Raw genomic sequence first — 19,326 nt, forward strand, 5'->3', positions numbered from 1 at the left:
GTGGTGCGGGGCCGGGTGCGGCCGGTGCCGCTGGTGCCGGCACGGCGCCGGTGGAGAACGCGCCCCCGGGTGCCCCCAGTCCGCCGTGCGTCGCCTAGGGGCGGTTAGGGGTCCGGTGACGGCGCGGGGGCCGTTAGCGTCGGCTGCGGACCACGGCGGAGACAGCGGTCGCCCCGCGCCCCGGCTCTCCCGGTCCCGGCCGGTGTCCTGGTCCCGGCCGCCGCCACGTCCCGCAGCGAGCAGAGGTGATCAGCGTGTCCCCGGAAGCCAGCGCGAAGGGCACCGTCCCCTTCGGGGAGTACCGGACCTGGTACCGGGTGACCGGTGGGCTCGGCGCGGGACGGCCGGCGGTCGTCGCCGTGCACGGCGGGCCCGGCAGCACCCACGACTACCTGCTGCCGCTCGCCCGCCTCGCCGACGACGGATGGCCCGTCGTCCACTACGACCAGCTCGGCAACGGCGGCTCCACCCATCTGCCCGGCAAGGGGCCCGAGTTCTGGACGGTCGAGCTCTTCGAGGACGAACTGTCCAACCTCGTCCAGCGTCTGGGGATAGCCGACGACTACGTGCTGTTCGGCCAGTCCTGGGGCGGCCCCCTGTGCGCCCGGCACGCCATGACCGCCCCGCCCGGTCTGCGCGGACTGGTGATCGCCAACGCGCCCGCCTCGTACCCGATGTGGCTGAAGGAGATGGCCCGGCTGCGCGCCGAACTGCCGTCGGACGTGGAGGAGACCCTGCTGCGGCACGAGGCGGCCGGCACGTACGACAGCGAGGAGTACCTGGCCGCCATGCGGGTCTTCTACGACCGTCATGTGTGCCGCCTGACGCCCTGGCCCCGGGACTTCCTGTCCTCCTTCATGGAGATCTACAACGATCCGACCGTCTACTACGCGATGAACGGACCCAACGAGTTCCATGTCATCGGCTCCCTGAAGAACTGGTCGATCGTCGGCGAGCTGCACCGGATCCGCACCCCCACCCTGCTGATCAGCGGCCGCCACGACGAGGCCACCCCGGCCGTCGTCCAGCCGTACCACGACGAGATCCCCGGAGCGCGCTGGGAGATCTTCGAGGAGTCCAGCCACCTTCCGCACCTGGAGGAACCGGAGCGGTTCTTCGCGGTGATGACCGACTTCCTCAAGAGCCTGTGACGCTCCGGAGCCTCGTGAAAGGGGGCGGCGAGCCCGCCATGGCACACGACACCGCGCTGGTCTTTCCCGGCATGGGACCCGTTCCGTTCGCCGAGGTGGGCAGGTTCATGGTGGCCAACCCCATCGCCCGGGAGCTGGTCGCCGTCGCCGACGACGCCCTCGGCTACTCGCTCGTGGACGCCTTCCGGACCTCCCCGGGTGACTACTCGGAGGCCGCCCAGGTCGCCTTCTTCGTCAACTGCCTGGCCTGCGCCCACTGGGCCCGGGACCACCTCGGCGTGGAACCGGACATCGTCGCCGGACCCAGTTTCGGCGAGAAGGCCGCCCTCGCCTACACCGGCGCCCTGGAACTGCCCGACGCCGTCCGGCTGACCGCCGAGATCGCCCGTTGCCTGGAGGAGTACTTCGCCACGGAGCACCGGGACATCGTCACCCTGTCCTTCGTCCGCGCCCCGCGCGACGCCCTCGACGCGGTCCTCGCCGAGCTGGCCGAAGCGGGGGAGTGGCACGAGATCTCCTGCCACCTCGACGACGGCTTCTACATGGTCTCCCTCTCCGAGCACCGCGTGGCCTGGATGGAGGAGCGGCTGCGCGCCATCGGCAGCCTCCCGCTGTACACCATGCGGCCCCCCATGCACGCCTCGGCGTTCCGGTCGCTGCGCGACAAGGCCGCCCGCGAGGTGCTGTCCCGCTACTCCTTCGCCGACCCCGAGCTGCCCGTCGTCGCCGACCAGGACGGCCGGCTGCTGCACACGGGCGAGGAACTGCGCACCATGCTGCTCGACGGCTTCGACCACCCGATGAACTGGCCCAGCGTCACCCGGGCCCTGAAGGACGCCGGCGCCCGCCGCCTGTGCGTCGCCGGACCCGACAGCCTCTTCGGCAGGGTGCCCTGCACCACCCGCCACTTCGACGTCGTCGCCGCGCAGCCGCGGCTTGCGATGACCCCCCGGCGCCGTACCCGCGCCGCCTGACCCCCCCCCGACCCGTTGGAGGCTCCCATGTGGGACGACCGGTTCGAACAGATACTCCGCCCCTTCCTGCCGTTCCTTCCGCCGCAGGAGGAGCTGACCCCGGAGTCCGACCTGAAGGACCTCGGCCTGGACTCGCTCGGCACGGTCCAGCTCCTCGGCACGCTGGAGGAGGGATACCAGGTCCGCTTCCGCGACAGCGCGCTCACCATGGACACCTTCCGCACCGCCGGCGTGCTGTGGGACACCGTGCGGGGCATGCTGCAGAGCACCGCGAGCTGACGGGGCGGCCACCGTGGACCCCACCATGGACGGCACGCTGTCCGGCCGGTTCGCGCGCGGCCTGGCCGTCGCCCCGGACCGGCCCGCGCTGCGCGCCGACGGCGTCGACCTCACCTACCGCGACCTGCACGAACGCGCCCTCGTCCGGGCCGGCTCGCTGCTCGCCGGGCTCCCCGGCCCGCCGCCCGCCGTGGGGGTACTGGCCGGCAAGGGACCCACGGCGTACACCGCCCTGCTGGCCGGCCTGTACAGCGGCGTCACCGTCGTACCGCTCCAGCCCGCCTTCCCCGCCGCCCGCACCCGGCAGATGATCGAGGCCGCCGGGGTCGGCGCGCTGCTCGCCGACGACGACGCGCTGCCCGCCCTGACCGCGCTGCACGAGGCCGGTGTCACCCTGCCGACGCTGTTCGCGCCCGGCGGGCAGCCGATGCCGGCGCTCGCCGTCGACCCGGACAGCGCCCTGAAGGCCCCCATGCCCGCCCGGCCCTCCGACATCGCCTACGTGCTGTTCACCTCCGGCTCCACCGGCCGGCCCAAGGGTGTTCCCGTCACCCACGCCAACACCGCCCACTACTTCCGACTGCTCGACCGGCGCTACGACTTCGGCCCGCACGACGTCTTCTCGCAGACCTTCGACCTCAACTTCGACTGCGCGATGTTCGACCTGTTCTGCGCCTGGGGCGCCGGCGCCACCGTCGTCCCCGTACCGGCCCGGGCCTACGCGCACCTGCCGGACTTCCTGGCCGAACAGGGGATGACCGTGTGGTTCTCCACGCCCAGCGCGATCACCCTGGTGCGCCGCACCGGCGGGCTCGCGCCGGGCGCCCTGGCGTCGCTGCGCTGGAGCTTCTTCGCGGGGGAGGCGCTCGGCTGCAGGGACGCCGAGGACTGGGCCGCCGCCGCTCCGGGCGCCGCACTGGAGAACCTGTACGGCCCGACCGAGCTGACCATCACCGTCACCGCGCACCGCTGGACACCGGGACGGCACCCGAACGACATGGTGCCCATCGGCGCCGTCCACCCGGGCCACGAGACACTGCTGCTCGACCCCGCCGGCACGCCCACCGCCGCCGACGAGGGTGAACTGTGCATCGCAGGGCCGCAGTTGACCCCCGGCTATCTGGACCCGGCCGACGACAGGGGACGATTTCTGGAGCGGGACGGCCGGCGCTTCTACCGCACCGGCGACCGCGTCCGCCGCGCCGCCGACGGCGGCTGGCTCTATCTGGGCCGGCAGGACGCGCAGGTCCAGGTGCACGGGATACGGGTGGAACTGGCCGAGGTGGACGCCGCCGCACGCACCTGCCCCGGCGTCGAGGACGCCGTGACCGTGGCGGTGCCCGTGGACGGCACCGTGGAACTGGCCGTCTTCCACACCGGCGCGCCCGTGCCGCCCGCCCGGTTCGCCCGCCACCTGCGCCGGCTACTGCCGGCCGCGGTCGTCCCGCGCGCCTACCACCACCTGGACGCACTCCCGCTCAACTCCAACCGCAAGACCGACCGCAGGAAGCTCGCCTCCCAGGCCACGGCCGTGCGGCAGTCCGCCGGCGCCGGCGGCACACACGAAAGGCGGCAGGAGTCGCAGTGAACGGTCAACCGACAGTGCCGGCCCGCACCGACGCCCGGGTGCACGACCTGCTCGACGAGGCCACCGCCGAGCGCCCCGACGCCCCGGCGGTCGCCGACGGCGCGGGCCGCTGGACGTACGCGGAACTCGCCGCCCACAGCCACGCCGTCGACGTCTGGCTGGAAGCGCGCGGCATCGGCCACGGCGACCGGGTCCTGGTCCAGTTGCCCAGCACCCGGGAACTGGTCGCGCTGCTGTACGGCACCGCGCGCCGGGGCGCGGTCCTGGTCCCCGTCAACACCGGCATGAAGGACTACCACCTGCGGGCGGTCGTCGAGAACGCCGACCCCTCCCTGGTGGTCGTCACCGACACCGCCGTGGAGCGGATCGGCGCCCTCACCGGCGGCGTGCCGGTCCTCGGGCTCGGCGAGGCGTGGCCGGACATCGCCGCCCTGCACGACCGCGGGGCCCGCTCCGGCGGAGCGCTGGTCGACCCCGAGGACAACGCCGTCCTCGTCTACACCTCCGGCTCGACCGCGGCCCCCAAGGCGGTCGTCTGCCCGCACGGCCGCATGGTCTTCGCCACCGAGGCCATCAACCTGGAACTCGGCTACCGCCCCGACGACGTGGTGTTCTGCCGCTTCCCGATCTCCTGGGACTACGGCCTGTACAAGGTGCTGCTCACCGCCGCCGGGCGCAGCGAACTCGTCCTCGCCGACGGCGAGTCGGACCTGGTGCTGCTGCGCCGCATCCGGGAGACCGGCGCCACCGTCGTCCCCGTCGTGCCGTCCCTGGCCACCATGATCTGCGCCCTCGCCGAACGCGAACCGGCCCACGAGTCCCGGGTGCGCATGTTCACCAACACCGGTGCCGCGCTGCCCAAGCCGACCGCCGACGGGCTGCGCGCCGCGTTCCCCGGCGCGGAGGTGGTCATCCAGTTCGGGCAGACCGAGTGCAAGCGCGTCTCCGTGCTGCCGCCCGCCTTCCAGGACGCCAAACCCGACTCGGTCGGCCGCCCGCTGCCCGGCACCCGCGCCTTCGTCGTGGATGACGGGGGCCGGCCGCTGCCGCCCTGGGAGACCGGCGAGATCGTGGTCGAGGGACCGCACGTCATGCCCGGCTACTGGCAGGCCCCGGAACAGACCGCCCGCGCCTTCCGCCCCGCCCCCGACGGCGGACTCCGGCTGCACACCGGCGACTACGGCCATGTGGACGAGGACGGCTTCCTCTACTACGAGGGCCGCCGCGACGACATGTTCAAGCACAAGGGCGTGCGCATGAGCACCACCGAGATCGAGGCCGCCGCCGCCGACGTCCCCGGCGTCCGCGCCGCCGCCGTGCTGCCGCCCGCCGAAGGCCGTGACCTCGCCGTGTTCGCCGAGGGCGACATCGACCCGCACACCCTGCTCAAGGAGCTGTCGCTGCGGCTGGAGCCCGCCAAGGTGCCCGGGGTGAGCCGCGTCGTCGCCGAGCTGCCGCTGACCCCGCACGGCAAGCACGACCGCAAGCGGCTCGCCCGCCTTCTGGAAGGAACCACCCCGTGACCGCCCCCACCGAACTCGCCGAGCGCTTCGGCACCCCGTCCTACGTCTACGACCTCGACCGGGTGGCGGCGGCCCGCGACGACCTGTTCGCCGCACTGCCCGACGAGGTCGAGGTGTTCTACGCCGCCAAGGCCAACCCGCACCCAGAACTGCTGCGCGAGCTGCGCACCGGCGGCACCCGCGGCTGCCGCGCCGAGATCAGCTCCGTCGGCGAACTCGACGCCGTGCTGCGAGCCGGCTTCCCCGGCGACCGGATCCTCTACACCGGACCCGGCAAGACCACCGGGGAACTGACCGAGGCGCTGACCCGCGGCGTCCGCCTGTTCTCCACCGAGTCCTACGGCGACCTCCGCCGCGTCGGCGATACGGCACTCGGGCTGGGTCTCACCGCCGACTGCCTGCTCCGGGTCAACAACGCCACCGGCGCCGCCGCCACCAGCATCCGCATGACCGGCGTGCCCTCGCAGTTCGGCTTCGACAGCGAGACCCTGCCCGGCCTCGCCGCCCGCCTGCGCGACGTCCCCGGCACCCGCATCGCCGGACTGCACTTCTTCCCGCTGAGCTGCGCCAAGGACGAGGCGAGCCTCATCGCCGAGTTCCGGCACACCATCGCCACCGCCGCCACCCTCCAGCAGGCCCTCGGCGTCCCGTTCCGCTTCCTCGACATCGGCGGCGGGTTCGCCGCGCCCTACGCCGTGCAGGGCGAACGCCCCGTCTACGGCGAGCTGCGCGACGCCCTGGCCGCGACGCTGGACGAGCACTTCCCCGGCTGGCGCGCGGGCGCCCCGCACATCGCCTGCGAGTCCGGCCGTTACCTGGTCGCCGACAGCGGCACCCTGCTCACCTCCGTCGTCAACGTCAAGGACAGCCGCGACCACCGCTATCTCGTCCTCGACGCCGGCATCAACACCTTCGGCGGCATGTCCGGACTCGGCCGCATCCTGCCCGTGTCCGTCGAACCGCACGAGTCCGTCGGCGCGGACGGCACCCCCGCGAGCCTCGCCGGACCGCTGTGCACCCCGGGCGACCTGCTCGGCCGGAACGTCCCGCTGCCCCCACTGGCACCGGGCGACCTGCTCACCGTCCCCAACGCCGGCGCCTACGGCCCCACCGCCAGCCTGCTGATGTTCCTCGGCAGGCCAGCCCCCGCCGAGATCGTCGTACGCGGCGACGACCTCGTCTCCGTCTCCCGCATCGAGCACACCCGCACCTACGATCACGGACAGGCCCTGTGATGAGCCCCTTCCCGGCCCGCCCCGCCCCCGGCGACCAGCCCGTGCTGGTGGCCGGCGGGATCTCCGACTCCCACACCTGGAACCTCGTCTACCTCCAGCTCCTCCTGGAGGAGCACGGGCACCGCGTGGTCAACCTCGGCCCCTGCGTCCCCGAGGACCTGCTCATCGCCGAGGCCCTCGCCCACCGCCCCGCCCTCATCGTGGTCAGCAGCGTCAACGGCCACGGCTACCACGACGGTATGCGGACCGTCACCCGGCTGCGCGAGCACCCCGGCCTCGCCGCGGTGCCCGCCGTCATCGGCGGCAAGCTCGGCATCGCCGGCCCCTGCGGCGCCGACGAGGTGGCCGCGCTGCGCGCCGCCGGATACGACGCGGTGTTCGACGACAGCGCCGAGAGCGTCGCCGCCTTCCGGCGGATGCTCGGCACGCTGCCGCAGCGGGCCCTGGTGTGACCGGCGGCGGGTTCGGCGCGTTCGTGCGCCGGGCTCACGGCGCCGGCCACCTGGTGGTCCAGCCCCGGATGGGGATGAGCAGCCCGGAACGGATGCGGGCCGGGCTGCTCGCCACCCGGGACGCCGAGGCCACCACCGTCGGCACGATCACCCTGGACAGCTACACCCGGGTCGGTGACCTGGAGTCGGCCGAACTCGCCGTCCTGGAGGGCGTGGCCCTCAACGGCTACCCGATCGTGAGCCACGTGCCGGCCACCACCCGGCAGGTGCTCGACGGGATCCACGGCCCCGGCTTCCCGGTGCAGGTCCGGCACGGCTCGGCCGCGCCGCAGGACATCTTCCGGGCGCTGACGGCCGTCGGACTCGACGCCTCCGAGGGCGGCCCGGTCTCCTACTGCCTGCCCTACGGCCGGGTCCCGCTGCGCGAGTCCGTCGCCCACTGGACCGCCTCCTGCGAAGGGCTCGCCGCCCTGCGCGGGGCGGGGGCCGAACCGCACCTGGAGACCTTCGGCGGCTGCGTCCTCGGCCAGCTCTGCCCGCCCAGCCTGCTCGTCGCCGTCAGCGTCCTGGAGGCGTTGTTCTTCCACCGGCACGGCATCCGCAGCATTTCCGTGAGTTACGCGCAGCAGACCGATCCCCGCCAGGACGCCGAAGCGGTGGCCGCGTTGCGCGGCCTGTGCGCGCGATTCCTGCCGGACACCGAATGGCACGTCGTCGTGTACGCCTACATGGGGCTGTATCCGGAGACGGAACACGGCGCCTACCGGCTGCTCGGGAAAGCGGCCGAACTCGCCGTCACCACCGGCTCGGAACGGCTCATCGTGAAAACCGTCGCGGAATCCCGCCGCATTCCTACGGTGGCCGAGAACATCGCCGCCCTCGAATACGCGGCGGCGGTCGCCGCGCGCACCCCCCGCACCCCGCTGGACGCCACCGGCACCCAGACCTACGCCGAGGCCGCTGCCCTGGTCAACGGGGTGCTGGAGTTGGACGACGACCTCGGTACGGCCCTGCTGACGGCGTTCGCCGAGGGACGTCTCGACGTTCCCTACTGTCTGCATCCGGACAACGCCGGATTCAGCCGGAGTTATATCGCCGCGGACGGCCGGCTGGCCTGGGCCGACATCGGGAAGATGCCGCTGAACGGCATCGCCGACGTACGCCCGGCGCAGGCCGTCACCGCCGCGGAACTGCTCGACTCCCTGTCCTATGTGCGCCGTTCGTTCGACCGGCGCGACCCCGAGGACACCCGGGCCCGCGAGACCGCCCGCCCCTAGGGGTGCTTAAGGGTGTGGCCTTCAGGGGGCCGTCACTACGGTGTGGAAAAAGGTGAGGAAAACCGGTGTCGGCCGAAAGTGGAGATGCGTGGATGAACGGGCCCGGACACGACTCAGCTCTGGCACGACGGCTCGCCACGGCCGTACCGTCCCGGCACCGCAGGCTGGTGACCGAACTGGTACGCCGAGCCGTGACCGAGGCGATCGAGACGGCCCGGCCGGGCACGCTCGACGCACTCGACCCGGCCGCCCCCTTCGCCGCGCAGGGACTCGACTCGCTCGCGGCGGTCGACCTGCACCGGCGGCTGACCGAGCGCACCGGCCTGGACCTGCCGGTCGGCCTCGCCTACGACTGCCCGACCGTCCACGACCTGGCCGCCCGCCTGCTCGCCGAGGTCCACGGCCGGGCGGACACCCCCGCCGAGCCGGCCGGTGACGGCATTGCCGACGAACCGATCGCCGTCGTCGGCATCGGCTGCCGCTTCCCCGGCGGCATCGCCTCGCCCGCCGACCTGTGGCGGCTGCTCACCGAGGGCGGCGAGGTCCTGTCGGGCTTCCCGCGCGACCGCGGCTGGGACCTGGACGCCCTGTACGACGAGGACCCCGAGGTGCCCGGCAGCACCTACGTCCGCAGCGGCGGTTTCCTCGACACCGCCACCGAGTTCGACGCCGACTTCTTCGGCATCAGCCCGCGCGAGGCCCTCGGCATGGACCCGCAGCAGCGGCTCGTCCTGGAGACCTCCTGGCAGGCTCTGGAGGCCGCCGGCATCGACCCCACGGCGCTGCGCGGCACCCCGGCCGGCATGTTCTTCGGCGCCGAGATCCAGGAGTACGGACCGCGCCTGCACGATGCCCCGGACGGCCTCGACGCCTACCTGCTCGCCGGGAACGCGGGCAGTGTCATCTCCGGCCGCGTCGCCTACGTGCTGGGCGCCGAGGGCCCGGCGGTCACCGTCGACACCGCCTGCTCCGGCTCCCTGGTCGCCGTCCATCTGGCGTGCCGCTCGCTGCGGCAGGGAGAGTCCTCCCTCGCCCTCGCGGGCGGCGTGGCCGTCATGGGCGGTCCCGGCGTGTTCACCGCCTTCAGCCGGCAGCGGGGCCTCGCACCCGACGGGCGCTGCAAGGCGTTCGCCGCCGCCGCGGACGGCACCGGATTCGCCGAGGGCGTCGGCGTGCTCGTCCTGGAACGGCTGAGCGACGCCCGCCGCAACGGACACCGGGTGCTGGCCCTGGTGCGCGGCTCCGCCGTCAACCAGGACGGCGCCTCCAACGGCCTGACCGCGCCCAACGGCACCGCCCAGCAACGGCTGATCCACCGGGCACTCGCCGACGCCGGACTCACCGCCGCCGACGTCGACGTGGTCGAGGCCCACGGCACGGGCACCCGGCTCGGCGACCCCATCGAGGCCACCGCGCTGCTCGCCACCTACGGCAAGGGCCGCCCCGCCGGCGCCCCGCTGCTGCTCGGCTCCGTCAAGTCCAACCTCGGGCACACCCAGGCCGCCGCCGGTGCCGCCGGGCTGATCAAGGCGATCCTCGCCATGGAGCACGGGCGGATACCGGCGACCCTCCACGTCGACGCGCCCACCCCGCACGTCAACTGGTCGTCCGGGGCCGTGGAACTCGTCACCGCGGAGCGTGCCTGGCCCGACACCGGCCGGGTCCGCCGGGCGGGCGTGTCGTCGTTCGGGATCAGCGGCACCAACGCGCACGTCATCCTGGAGCAGCCGGAACCCGGGCCCGAGGAATCCGCCCCGGACGGCCGCCCGGCCCCGCCCGCCGGGACACCGCTGCCGTTCGCCCTGTCCGCCCGGGGCGAGGCCGCCCTGCGGGCCCGCGCCGCCGACCTGCTGCCCCTGGTGGACGAGGCCCACCCGCTCGACCTCGCCCACGCGCTGGCCACCACCCGGGCCGCCCTGCCCGACCGGGCCGTCCTCGTCGCCGCCGACCGCGCCGAACTACGCGCCGCCCTCCACGACCTGGCCTCCGGTACCACACCGCTCACCGCGCGCCCCGACGGCGAACTCGGCTTCCTGTTCACCGGGCAGGGCAGCCAGCGCGCCGGCATGGGCCGCGAACTGGCCGCCACCCACCCCGTGTTCGCCGACGCCCTGGACGACGTCTGCGCCCACTTCGACCTTCAGCTCGCCCGGCCGCTGAAGAAGATCCTGTTCGCCGGGCCCGGCACCCCCGAGGCCGAGCTGCTGCACCGTACCGAGTACGCGCAGCCCGCCCTGTTCGCCGTGGAAGTCGCCCTGTACCGGCTCCTGGAGAGCTGGGGCCTCACTCCTGACCAGGTCGCCGGGCACTCCGTCGGCGAGATCGCCGCCGCCCACGTGGCCGGGGTCCTCACCCTCCTCGACGCCACGATCCTGGTCGCCGCCCGCGGCCGGCTCATGCAGGCGCTGCCCGAGAGCGGCGCGATGGTCGCCGTACGCGCGGCCGAGGACGAGGTGGCACGGCTGCTCACCCCGCGCACGGGCATCGCCGCGGTCAACGGGCCCGCCGCCGTCGTGGTCTCCGGCGACACGGCCGACGTGGAGCGGATCGCCGCCGAACTCGCCGCGTGCGGCCACGACACCAAGCGCCTCAGGGTCAGCCACGCCTTCCACTCGCCGCTGATGGAACCGATGCTGGCCGAGTTCCGCCGCGTCGCGCACGTCCTGGACTACGCGGAGCCGGCGCTGCCCGTCGTCTCCACGGTCACCGGCGGCCCCGTCACCGCCGAGCTGCGCGACCCCGAGTACTGGGTGGAGCACGTCCGCGCCCGGGTCCGCTTCCACGACGCCGTCCGCGCGCTCGCCGACGCCGGGGTCCGTACGTTCCTGGAGGTCGGCCCGGACGCGGTGCTGTCCGCCATGGGCCCGGACTGCACCGACGTACCCGGCACCGCCTTCCTGCCGGTGCTGCGGCGCGAGCGGCCCGAGGCCCGGGAGGCCCTCACCGCGCTCGCCGCCGCCCACGCCCGGGGCGTCCCCGTCGACTGGCGGCGGCACTTCGCCGGCCTGGGCGGACGCCATGTCGACCTGCCCGGCTACCCCTTCCAGCGGCGCCGGTTCTGGCTGGAGCAGCGCCCCGCCACCGACGCCGCGGGCCTCGGCCAGCTCCCCGCCGGCCACCCGCTGCTCGCCGCCGTGGTCGCCGTCGGCGCCGAGGGCGTCGTACTCACCGGCCGGCTGTCCACCCGGACCCAGCCCTGGCTCGCCGACCACGTCATCGCCGGCCGGGTGCTGTTCCCCGGCACCGCCTTCGTCGAACTCGCCCTGCGCGCCGGCGACCACGTCGGCGCCACCACCCTGGAGGAGCTGACCCTCGGCGCCCCGCTCGTGCTGCGCGCCGACGAGGACATCGCCGTCCAGGTCGCCGTCGGCGAACCCGACGACTCCGGACGCCGCGACGTCACCGTCCACACCCGCGCCGACGCGGCCGCACCCTGGACCCGGCACGCCGCCGGCGTCCTCACCACCACCGCCCCGCCCGCTCCGGCCGGCCTGACCGAATGGCCGCCGCGCGACGCCCGGCCCCTCGACATCACGCGTGTCTACCCGGACCTCGCCGACCAGGGCTACGGCTACGGACCCGCCTTCCAGGGGCTGCGCGCCGCCTGGCGGCACGGGGACGACGTCTACGCCGAGGTCGCCCTGCCCGAGGACACCGCCGCCGACGCCGGCGCGTTCGGCCTGCACCCGGCGCTGCTCGACGCCGCGCTGCACGCCGCCGACGTCGACGCCCCGCCCCGCTCCGCGGTGCTGGTGCCGTTCGCCTGGAACGGCGTCACCCTCCACGCCACCGGCGCGTCCGCCCTCCGCGTGCGGATCACCCACGGCGGCGGCGACACCATCGCCCTGCACCTCGCCGACGCCACCGGCGCCCCGGTGGCCGTCATCGAGGCCCTGACCTCCCGCCCCGTACCGGCGGGCGACGTCCTGTACGCCGTGCGGTGGTCGCCGCACCCCCGGCCGGAGACCACCTCGCCCCTGCGCACCGCCGTGCTCACGGACTCCGTGGAGGCGCTGCTCGACGGCCCCGCCCCGGACGCCGTCGTGCACCGCGTCCCCGGCCCGGCGGGCGCCGACGCCACCGAGGCACGCGCCCACCTCCACCACGTCCTGCGGCTGCTGCGCACCTGGCAGGCGGACGAGCGGCTGGCCGGCACCCGGCTCGTCGTCGTCACCCGGCCCGCCTGCCCCGCCCACGCCGCCGTCCGCGGCCTGGTCCGCTCCGCCCAGGCCGAGAACCCCGGCCGCTACGTCCTCGTCGAGCACGAGACGCTGCCCTCCGAGGCCGACCTGCGTCAGCTCCTCGCCACCGGCGAACCCGAACTCTCCCTCACGGACAGCGGGTTCGGCGTGCCCCGGCTGACCGCGCGGCCCCCGGGCGAAGAACAGGCCGCCGACTGGGGCACCGTCCTCGTCACCGGCGGCACCGGCGGCCTCGGCGCGCTCCTCGCCCGGCACCTGGTCCGCGCCCACGGCGTGCGACGCCTGGTGCTCGCCGGCCGCCGCGGCACCGCCCCCGCCCTGCACGCCGAACTCACCGCTCTGGGCGCCGAGGTGACCGTCGCCGCCTGCGACGTGGGGGACCGCGAGGCGCTGCGCCGCCTGCTGGAGGAACACCCCGTCGACTCCGTCGTCCACGCGGCGGGCACCGTCCGCGACGGCATCGTGGACACCCTCACCGACGAGATGGTGGACGAGGTCTTCCACGCCAAGGCGCTGGGCGCCTGGCACCTGCACGAGCTGACCCGGGACCGCGACCTCGCCCACTTCGTGCTGTTCTCCTCCCTCGCCGCCCTCCTCGACGGCCCCGGCCAGGGCAACTACGCAGCCGCCAACGCCTACCTCGACGCCCTCGCCGAGCACCGCGCCGCCCTCGGCCTGCCCGCCACCTCCCTGGCCTGGGGCCTGTGGGCCACCGACAGCGGCATGGGCGCCGCTCTGGACGACACCGCCCGACAGCGCATCGCGGCCTACGGCATCCCCGGACTGTCCGCCGCACGCTCCCTGGAGCTGTTCGACGCCGCCGTCCGCTCCCGCGCCCCCCACCTGGCACCCGTGGAGATCGACGCGACCGCCGTACGCCGCCGCCCCGACGGCATACCGCCGCTGCTGACCGCCCTCGTCCGGCCGGTGACCCGCCGGGCCACGGCGAACGCCGCACCCGCCCGGGCCGCGGACGGACAACTCGCCGCGCTGCCCGCCGCCGACCGCGACCGCGCCCTGCTCGACCTGGTGCGCACCGAGGTGGCGGCCGTGCTCCGGCACGACGGGCCGTACTCCGTCGACCCCGGCCGGGCCTTCACCGACCTCGGCTTCGACTCGCTCGCCGCCGTCGAACTGCGCAACCGGCTGGGCACCGCCACCGGACTGCGGCTGCCCGCCACCCTCGTGTTCGACCATCCCACCTCCCGCGCCCTCGCCGGCCACATCCGCGACACCCTCTTCGGCACCGGCCCGCAGGACACCCCCGCCGTCCCGGCCCGCAGCGCCCCTGACGACGACCCGATCGCCATCGTCGGCATGAGCTGCCGCTACCCCGGCGAGGTCCGCTCCCCGGAAGACCTGTGGCGGCTCGTCGCCGACGGCGTCGACGCGGTCGGCGGCTTCCCGTCGGACCGCGGCTGGGACACGGAAGCGCTCTACGACCCCGAACCGGGCACCCCGGGCCGCACCTACGCCCGCGAAGGCGCCTTCCTGTACGACGCGGCCGAGTTCGACCCCGGCTTCTTCGGCATCAGCCCGCGCGAGGCCACCGCCATGGACCCGCAGCAGCGGCTCCTGCTGGAGGTGTCCTGGGAGGCACTGGAGCGCTCCGCCATCGACCCGCACCGCCTGCGCGGTTCCCGCACCGGCGTGTTCGCGGGCGTCATGTACCACGACTACGGCACCTGGCTCGCCGAGGTGCCCGACGACCTCGCCGCCTACCTCGGCAACGGCAGCCTCGGCAGCGTCGTCTCCGGCCGGGTCGCCTACGCCCTCGGCCTGGAGGGGCCGGCCGTCACCGTCGACACCGCCTGCTCCTCCTCCCTGGTCACCCTGCACCTGGCCGCCCAGGCGCTGCGGCAGGGCGAGTGTGACCTCGCGCTGGCCGGCGGCGTCACCGTCATGTCGACGCCGGACACCTTCGTCGACTTCGCCCGGCAGCGCGGGCTGGCCGCCGACGGCCGCTGCAAGTCCTTCGCCGCCGCCGCCGACGGCACCGGCTGGGGCGAGGGCGCCGGCATCCTCGTCGTCGAACGCCTCTCCGACGCGCGCCGCAACGGCCACCGGGTGCTCGCCCTGGTCCGCGGCTCCGCCGTCAACTCCGACGGCGCCTCCAACGGCCTGACCGCCCCCAACGGCCCCTCCCAGCAGCGCGTCATCCACGCCGCGCTCGCCGCCGCCGGGCTCACCCCGGCCGAGGTGGACGCCGTCGAGGCGCACGGCACCGGCACCACCCTCGGCGACCCCATCGAGGCCCAGGCGCTGCTCGCCACCTACGGCCAGGACCGGGCCGAGCCGCTGTGGCTGGGCTCGGTGAAGTCCAACATGGGGCACACCCAGGCCGCCGCCGGTGTCGCCGGCGTCATCAAGATGGTCATGGCGATGCGCCAGGGCGTCCTGCCGAAGACCCTGCACGTCGACGCGCCGTCCCACCAGGTCGACTGGAGCGCCGGCGCCGTGCGACTGCTCACCGAGCGACGCCCGTGGCCCGAGACCGACCGGGCCCGGCGGGCCGGTGTGTCCTCGTTCGGTATCAGCGGCACCAACGCCCACGTCATACTGGAGGACTTCACCGAGCCCGCACCCCCGGAGCCGGACCCCGTCACCGCCCCGCCGGTGCTCGCCCTCCCGGTCTCCGCCCGCTCGCCCGAGGCCCTGCGCGGCCAGGCCCGGCGCCTGCTGGAGCTGACCGGCACCGCCCCCGCCGATCTCGGCCTGGCCCTGGCCACCACCCGCGGCACCCACCCCCACCGCGCCGTGCTCCTCGCGACCGGCGAGGAGCAGGCCGCTGCCGCGTTGGCCGCCCTGGCCCACGGCACCGAGGCCCCCGGGCTGCTCGTCACCGGCTCCGCCACCGACGGCACCCTCGCCTACCTGTTCTCCGGCCAGGGCGCCCAGCGTCCCGGCATGGGCCGCGACTGGTACGACGCCTTCCCCGTCTACGCCGAGCACTTCGACCGCGCCGCCGCGCTCTTCGACAAGCACCTCGAACGGCCCCTCGCCGAGGTCGTCCTCGGTGACGACGCCGAGACCCTGGAACAGACCGCCTACACCCAGGCCGCCCTGTTCACCACCCAGGTCGCCCTCTACCGGCTGCTGGAGTCCTTCGGGCTGCGCCCCGACGGGCTGGCCGGGCACTCCGTCGGCGAGTTCGCCGCCGCGCACGTCGCCGGGGTCTGGTCGCTGCAGGACGCCGTCACCGCGGTCGCCGCCCGGGGCCGGCTCATGCAGACCCTGCCGGAGGGCGGCGCGATGGTCGCCGTGCAGGCGTCGCAGGAGGAGGTCACCCCGCTGCTGGACGGCGACCGATGCGGGATCGCCGCCGTCAACGGCCCCCGCGCCGTGGTCGTCTCCGGCGACGAGGACGCCGTCACCGAGGTCGCCGCGCACTTCACGACCACCCGCAGGCTGCGCGTCTCGCACGCCTTCCACTCGCCCCGCATGGAACCCATACTGGCCGCGTTCCGGGAGGTCATGGCCGGCCTCCGGGCGGCCGAGCCGGCCGTGCCCCTCGTCTCCACCCTCACCGGCGCCCCGGCCACCGCCGCCGAACTCGGCTCCGCCGACTACTGGGTACGGCATGTGCGGCAGACGGTGCGCTTCGCCGACGCGGTCGCGACCCTGGCCGCGCAGGGCGCCGGCACCTTCCTCGAACTCGGCGCCGCGCCCGTGCTCACGGCCCTGGGCCCCGACTGCCTGCCGGACGCCGAGGACACCGCTTTCGTCCCCACCGCCCGCAAGGACACCGCCCAGCTACCCGGCCTGCTCGCCGCCCTGGCCACCGTCCACACCCGGGGCTTCGACGTCGACTGGGCGGTGCTGTACGAGACCTACGCGGGACGCCGGGTCGACCTGCCCACCTACGCCTTCGAGCACCGCAGGTACTGGCTCCCCACGCCCGCCCCCGCCGTCGGGGACGCCGCCGGACACGGACTCGCCGCCGCCGGCCACCCGCTGGTCAGCGCCCGCCTGGACCTGCCCGGCGACGCCGGTGTGCTGCTCACCGGCCGGATCTCCACCGCCACCCACCCGGTCCTCACCGAACACGCCGTGCTGGGCACGGTCCTGGTGCCCGGCGCCGCGCTCGTCGACCTCGCGCTGCACGCCGGACGCCTCACCGGCCGCTCCGTCCTCCAGGAGCTGACCCTCCAGGCCCCGCTGGCGCTGCCCGCGGACACCGCCGTACGCCTCCAGGTCTCCGCCGGCGCCGACGGCACCGTCGAGATCCACTCGCGCGCCGAGAACGCCCCCGCCGACGAGGGCTGGACACGGCACGCCACCGGCACCCTCACCGGACCCGCCGCCCCGGCCCCGGCCGCGTCCGGCGCCTGGCCGCCGCCCGGCGCCACCCCGCTCGACGTCACCGGCCTCTACCCGCGCCTGCACACCGAGGGCTACGACTACGGCCCCGTCTTCCGCGGCGTCCGGGCCGCCTGGCGGGACGGCGACACCCTCCTCGCCGAGCTGGAACTGCCCGCACCCGCACGCCAGGACGCCGCCCGGCACGCTCTGCACCCCGCGCTGCTGGACTCCGCCCTGCACGTCACGTCCCTCCTGGACGGCGAGGCCGCGCCCGCCGAGCCGTCCGACGGCATCGCCCTGCCCTTCGCCTGGACCGGCGTCACCCTGCACGCCCAGGCGTCCCTGACCGCCCGCGTCCGCATCACCCCGGGCACCGACGGCACCCGCCTCGAACTGACGGACACCGACGGCCGGCCCCTCGCCACCGTGGAGTCGTACGTCACCCGGCCCGTCACCGCCGACCGGCTCACCCCGCGGCGGCGCCGCCACCTGTACACCGTCACCGACGCACCGCTGCCCGAGGCCGCCGGACGCCCCGACCGCCGTAGCTGGGCCGTCCTCGGCGACGACGACCTGGGCCTCGGCGTCCCGGTGCACGCCGGCCCGGACACGCTCGGCGCCACCGTGCCCGACGTGGTGATCCTGCCGGTCACCGCCCCGCCCGCCGACGGCGGACACCTGCCCGGCGCCGTGCGCGCCGCCCTCGGCCGCACCCTGGACACCCTGAAGACCTGGACGGCCGACGACCGGTACGCCGGCTCGGTGCTCGTGGTCCTCACCGGCGGCGGCCTCGCCGACACCGCGGTGCACGGACTGGTACGGGCCGCGCAGGCCGAGGACCCCGGCCGGATCCTCCTCGTGGCACGGGCCGCGCCCGACGCACCCGTACCCGACCGCGCCGCACTCGCCGCGCTGATCGACTCCGGGGAGCCGGAGATCCGGTGGCGCGACGGCCGCGCCCACGCCCCCCGCCTGGTCCGCGCCGAGGCCTCCCCGGGCACGGACCGCCCGTGGGGCACCGTCCTCGTCACCGGCGGCACCGGCGGGCTCGGCGCCCTGGTCGCCCGCCACCTGGCCGCCCGGCACGGCGTCACCCGCCTGCTGCTGACCAGCCGTCGCGGCCCCGACGCGCCCGGCGCCGCCGCACTGCGCGCCGGCCTGGCGGACCTGGGCGCCGAGGCCGACATCGTCGCCTGCGACGTGTCCGACCGTGCCGCGCTCGACGCCCTGCTCACCACGCACCCCGTCGACAGCGTCGTGCACACCGCCGGCGTCCTCGACGACGGACTGGTCACCGCGCTCTCTCCGGCCCGGCTGGACACCGTGCTGCGGCCCAAGGCGGACGCCGCCTGGCACCTGCACGAGCTGACCCGGGACCGGGACCTCGCCCACTTCGTGCTGTTCTCCTCGGCCGCCGGCACCCTCGACGCCTCCGGCCAGGGCAACTACGCCGCCGCCAACGCCTTCCTCGACGCGCTGGCCGCCCACCGCGCCGCCCTGGGCATGCCCGCCACCTCCCTCGCCTGGGGCCTGTGGTCCGGCGGCGGCATGGGCGCCGCACTCGACGCGGCCGAGGTCCGGCGCATCGAACGCACCGGCATCGGCGCGCTCGACCCGGACGAGGGCCTGGAGCTGTTCGACGCCGCCGTGGCCTCCGGCAGCCCCGCCCTGGTCCCCGTACGGCTGGACACCGCCGCCCTGCGCCGGCGCGGCGGCGACGTGCCGGCCGTGCTGCGCACCCTGGCCGGCGTCACCGCCCGCCCGGACCGCGACGACCACGCCCGCACCCTCGGCGAGCACCTGGCCGAACTGCCCGCCGCCGACCACGAGCACACCGTGCTGGAAGCGGTCCGCACCGAGGCCGCCGCCGTCCTCGGGCACGCCGGACCCGCCGCCGTCGAACCGCGCCGCGCCTTCACCGAGCTGGGCTTCGACTCGCTCGCCGCCGTGGAACTGCGCAACCGGCTGAACACGGTCAGCGGACTGCGCCTGCCGTCCACGCTCATCTTCGACTACGCCACCCCGGTCGCGCTCGCCGGCCATCTCCTCGAACGGCTGCGACCGGAACCCGAGCCCGTCGAGGCCGCGCCCGGCGGCGACGACGAACTGCGCGCCCTCCTCGCCCGCATCCCCGTCGCCCGCATCCGGGAAGCCGGCCTGCTCGACAGCCTGCTGAAGCTGTCCGAGCCCGCCGCGGACCCGGCACCCGCCGACCGGGCCCTGGACATCAAGTCCATGGCCGTGGCGGACCTGGTACGCGCCGCGCTCGACCGCAGCGGCACCTGACCTCATCCGGTGCCGGACGGCGCGCCGCGTCCGGCACCGGGCCACCCCTACCCGGCG

General features: G+C 75.2%; 9 protein-coding genes. All 9 read left to right on the forward strand.

The annotated features are described in order from the left end of the window. The first annotated feature begins 254 nt into the window (after positions 1-254). Positions 255-1,151, forward strand: coding sequence for a proline iminopeptidase-family hydrolase (locus tag D9753_RS32035; protein ID WP_121791404.1), 897 nt, complete (start codon positions 255-257; stop codon positions 1,149-1,151). Positions 1,152-1,189: 38 nt separating this feature from the next. Further along, a complete protein-coding gene (locus tag D9753_RS32040; RefSeq protein WP_121790162.1) occupies positions 1,190-2,125 on the forward strand; it encodes an ACP S-malonyltransferase in 936 nt (311 codons plus the stop codon). Between the two features lie 27 nt (positions 2,126-2,152). Next, complete coding sequence (locus D9753_RS32045) at positions 2,153-2,404, forward strand: phosphopantetheine-binding protein (protein WP_121790163.1); 252 nt, start codon at positions 2,153-2,155, stop codon at positions 2,402-2,404. Between the two features lie 25 nt (positions 2,405-2,429). Further along, positions 2,430-3,992: an amino acid adenylation domain-containing protein gene (locus D9753_RS32050; protein WP_121790164.1), complete on the forward strand. Its 1,563-nt coding sequence runs from the start codon at positions 2,430-2,432 to the stop codon at positions 3,990-3,992. Further along, positions 3,989-5,515: a class I adenylate-forming enzyme family protein gene (locus D9753_RS32055; RefSeq protein WP_121790165.1), complete on the forward strand. Its 1,527-nt coding sequence runs from the start codon at positions 3,989-3,991 to the stop codon at positions 5,513-5,515. The genes D9753_RS32050 and D9753_RS32055 overlap by 4 nt, the downstream gene beginning before the upstream one ends. Then, entirely contained in the window at positions 5,512-6,750 is a 1,239-nt protein-coding gene (locus tag D9753_RS32060) for a type III PLP-dependent enzyme domain-containing protein (RefSeq protein WP_121790166.1), read from the forward strand. The genes D9753_RS32055 and D9753_RS32060 overlap by 4 nt, the downstream gene beginning before the upstream one ends. Further along, positions 6,750-7,202: a cobalamin B12-binding domain-containing protein gene (locus D9753_RS32065; protein ID WP_121790167.1), complete on the forward strand. Its 453-nt coding sequence runs from the start codon at positions 6,750-6,752 to the stop codon at positions 7,200-7,202. The genes D9753_RS32060 and D9753_RS32065 overlap by 1 nt, the downstream gene beginning before the upstream one ends. Beyond that, a complete protein-coding gene (locus D9753_RS32070; protein ID WP_121790168.1) occupies positions 7,199-8,479 on the forward strand; it encodes a methylaspartate mutase in 1,281 nt (426 codons plus the stop codon). The genes D9753_RS32065 and D9753_RS32070 overlap by 4 nt, the downstream gene beginning before the upstream one ends. Before the next feature lie 92 nt (positions 8,480-8,571). Further along, entirely contained in the window at positions 8,572-19,269 is a 10,698-nt protein-coding gene (locus D9753_RS32075) for a type I polyketide synthase (RefSeq protein ID WP_121790169.1), read from the forward strand. Positions 19,270-19,326: the final 57 nt, after the last annotated feature.

Source organism: Streptomyces dangxiongensis, from assembly GCF_003675325.1.
In the GTDB taxonomy this organism is placed as follows: domain Bacteria; phylum Actinomycetota; class Actinomycetes; order Streptomycetales; family Streptomycetaceae; genus Streptomyces; species Streptomyces dangxiongensis.

Excerpts from the sequence above, each read along its gene's own strand:
- D9753_RS32045 (WP_121790163.1), top strand. The coding sequence starts at position 2,153 with ATGTGGGACGACCGGTTCGAACAGATACTCCGCCCCTTCCTGCCGTTC.
- D9753_RS32065 (WP_121790167.1), top strand. The coding sequence starts at position 6,750 with ATGAGCCCCTTCCCGGCCCGCCCCGCCCCCGGCGACCAGCCCGTGCTG.
- D9753_RS32040 (WP_121790162.1), top strand. The coding sequence starts at position 1,190 with ATGGCACACGACACCGCGCTGGTCTTTCCCGGCATGGGACCCGTTCCG.
- D9753_RS32050 (WP_121790164.1), top strand. The coding sequence starts at position 2,430 with ATGGACGGCACGCTGTCCGGCCGGTTCGCGCGCGGCCTGGCCGTCGCC.
- D9753_RS32075 (WP_121790169.1), top strand. The coding sequence starts at position 8,572 with ATGAACGGGCCCGGACACGACTCAGCTCTGGCACGACGGCTCGCCACG.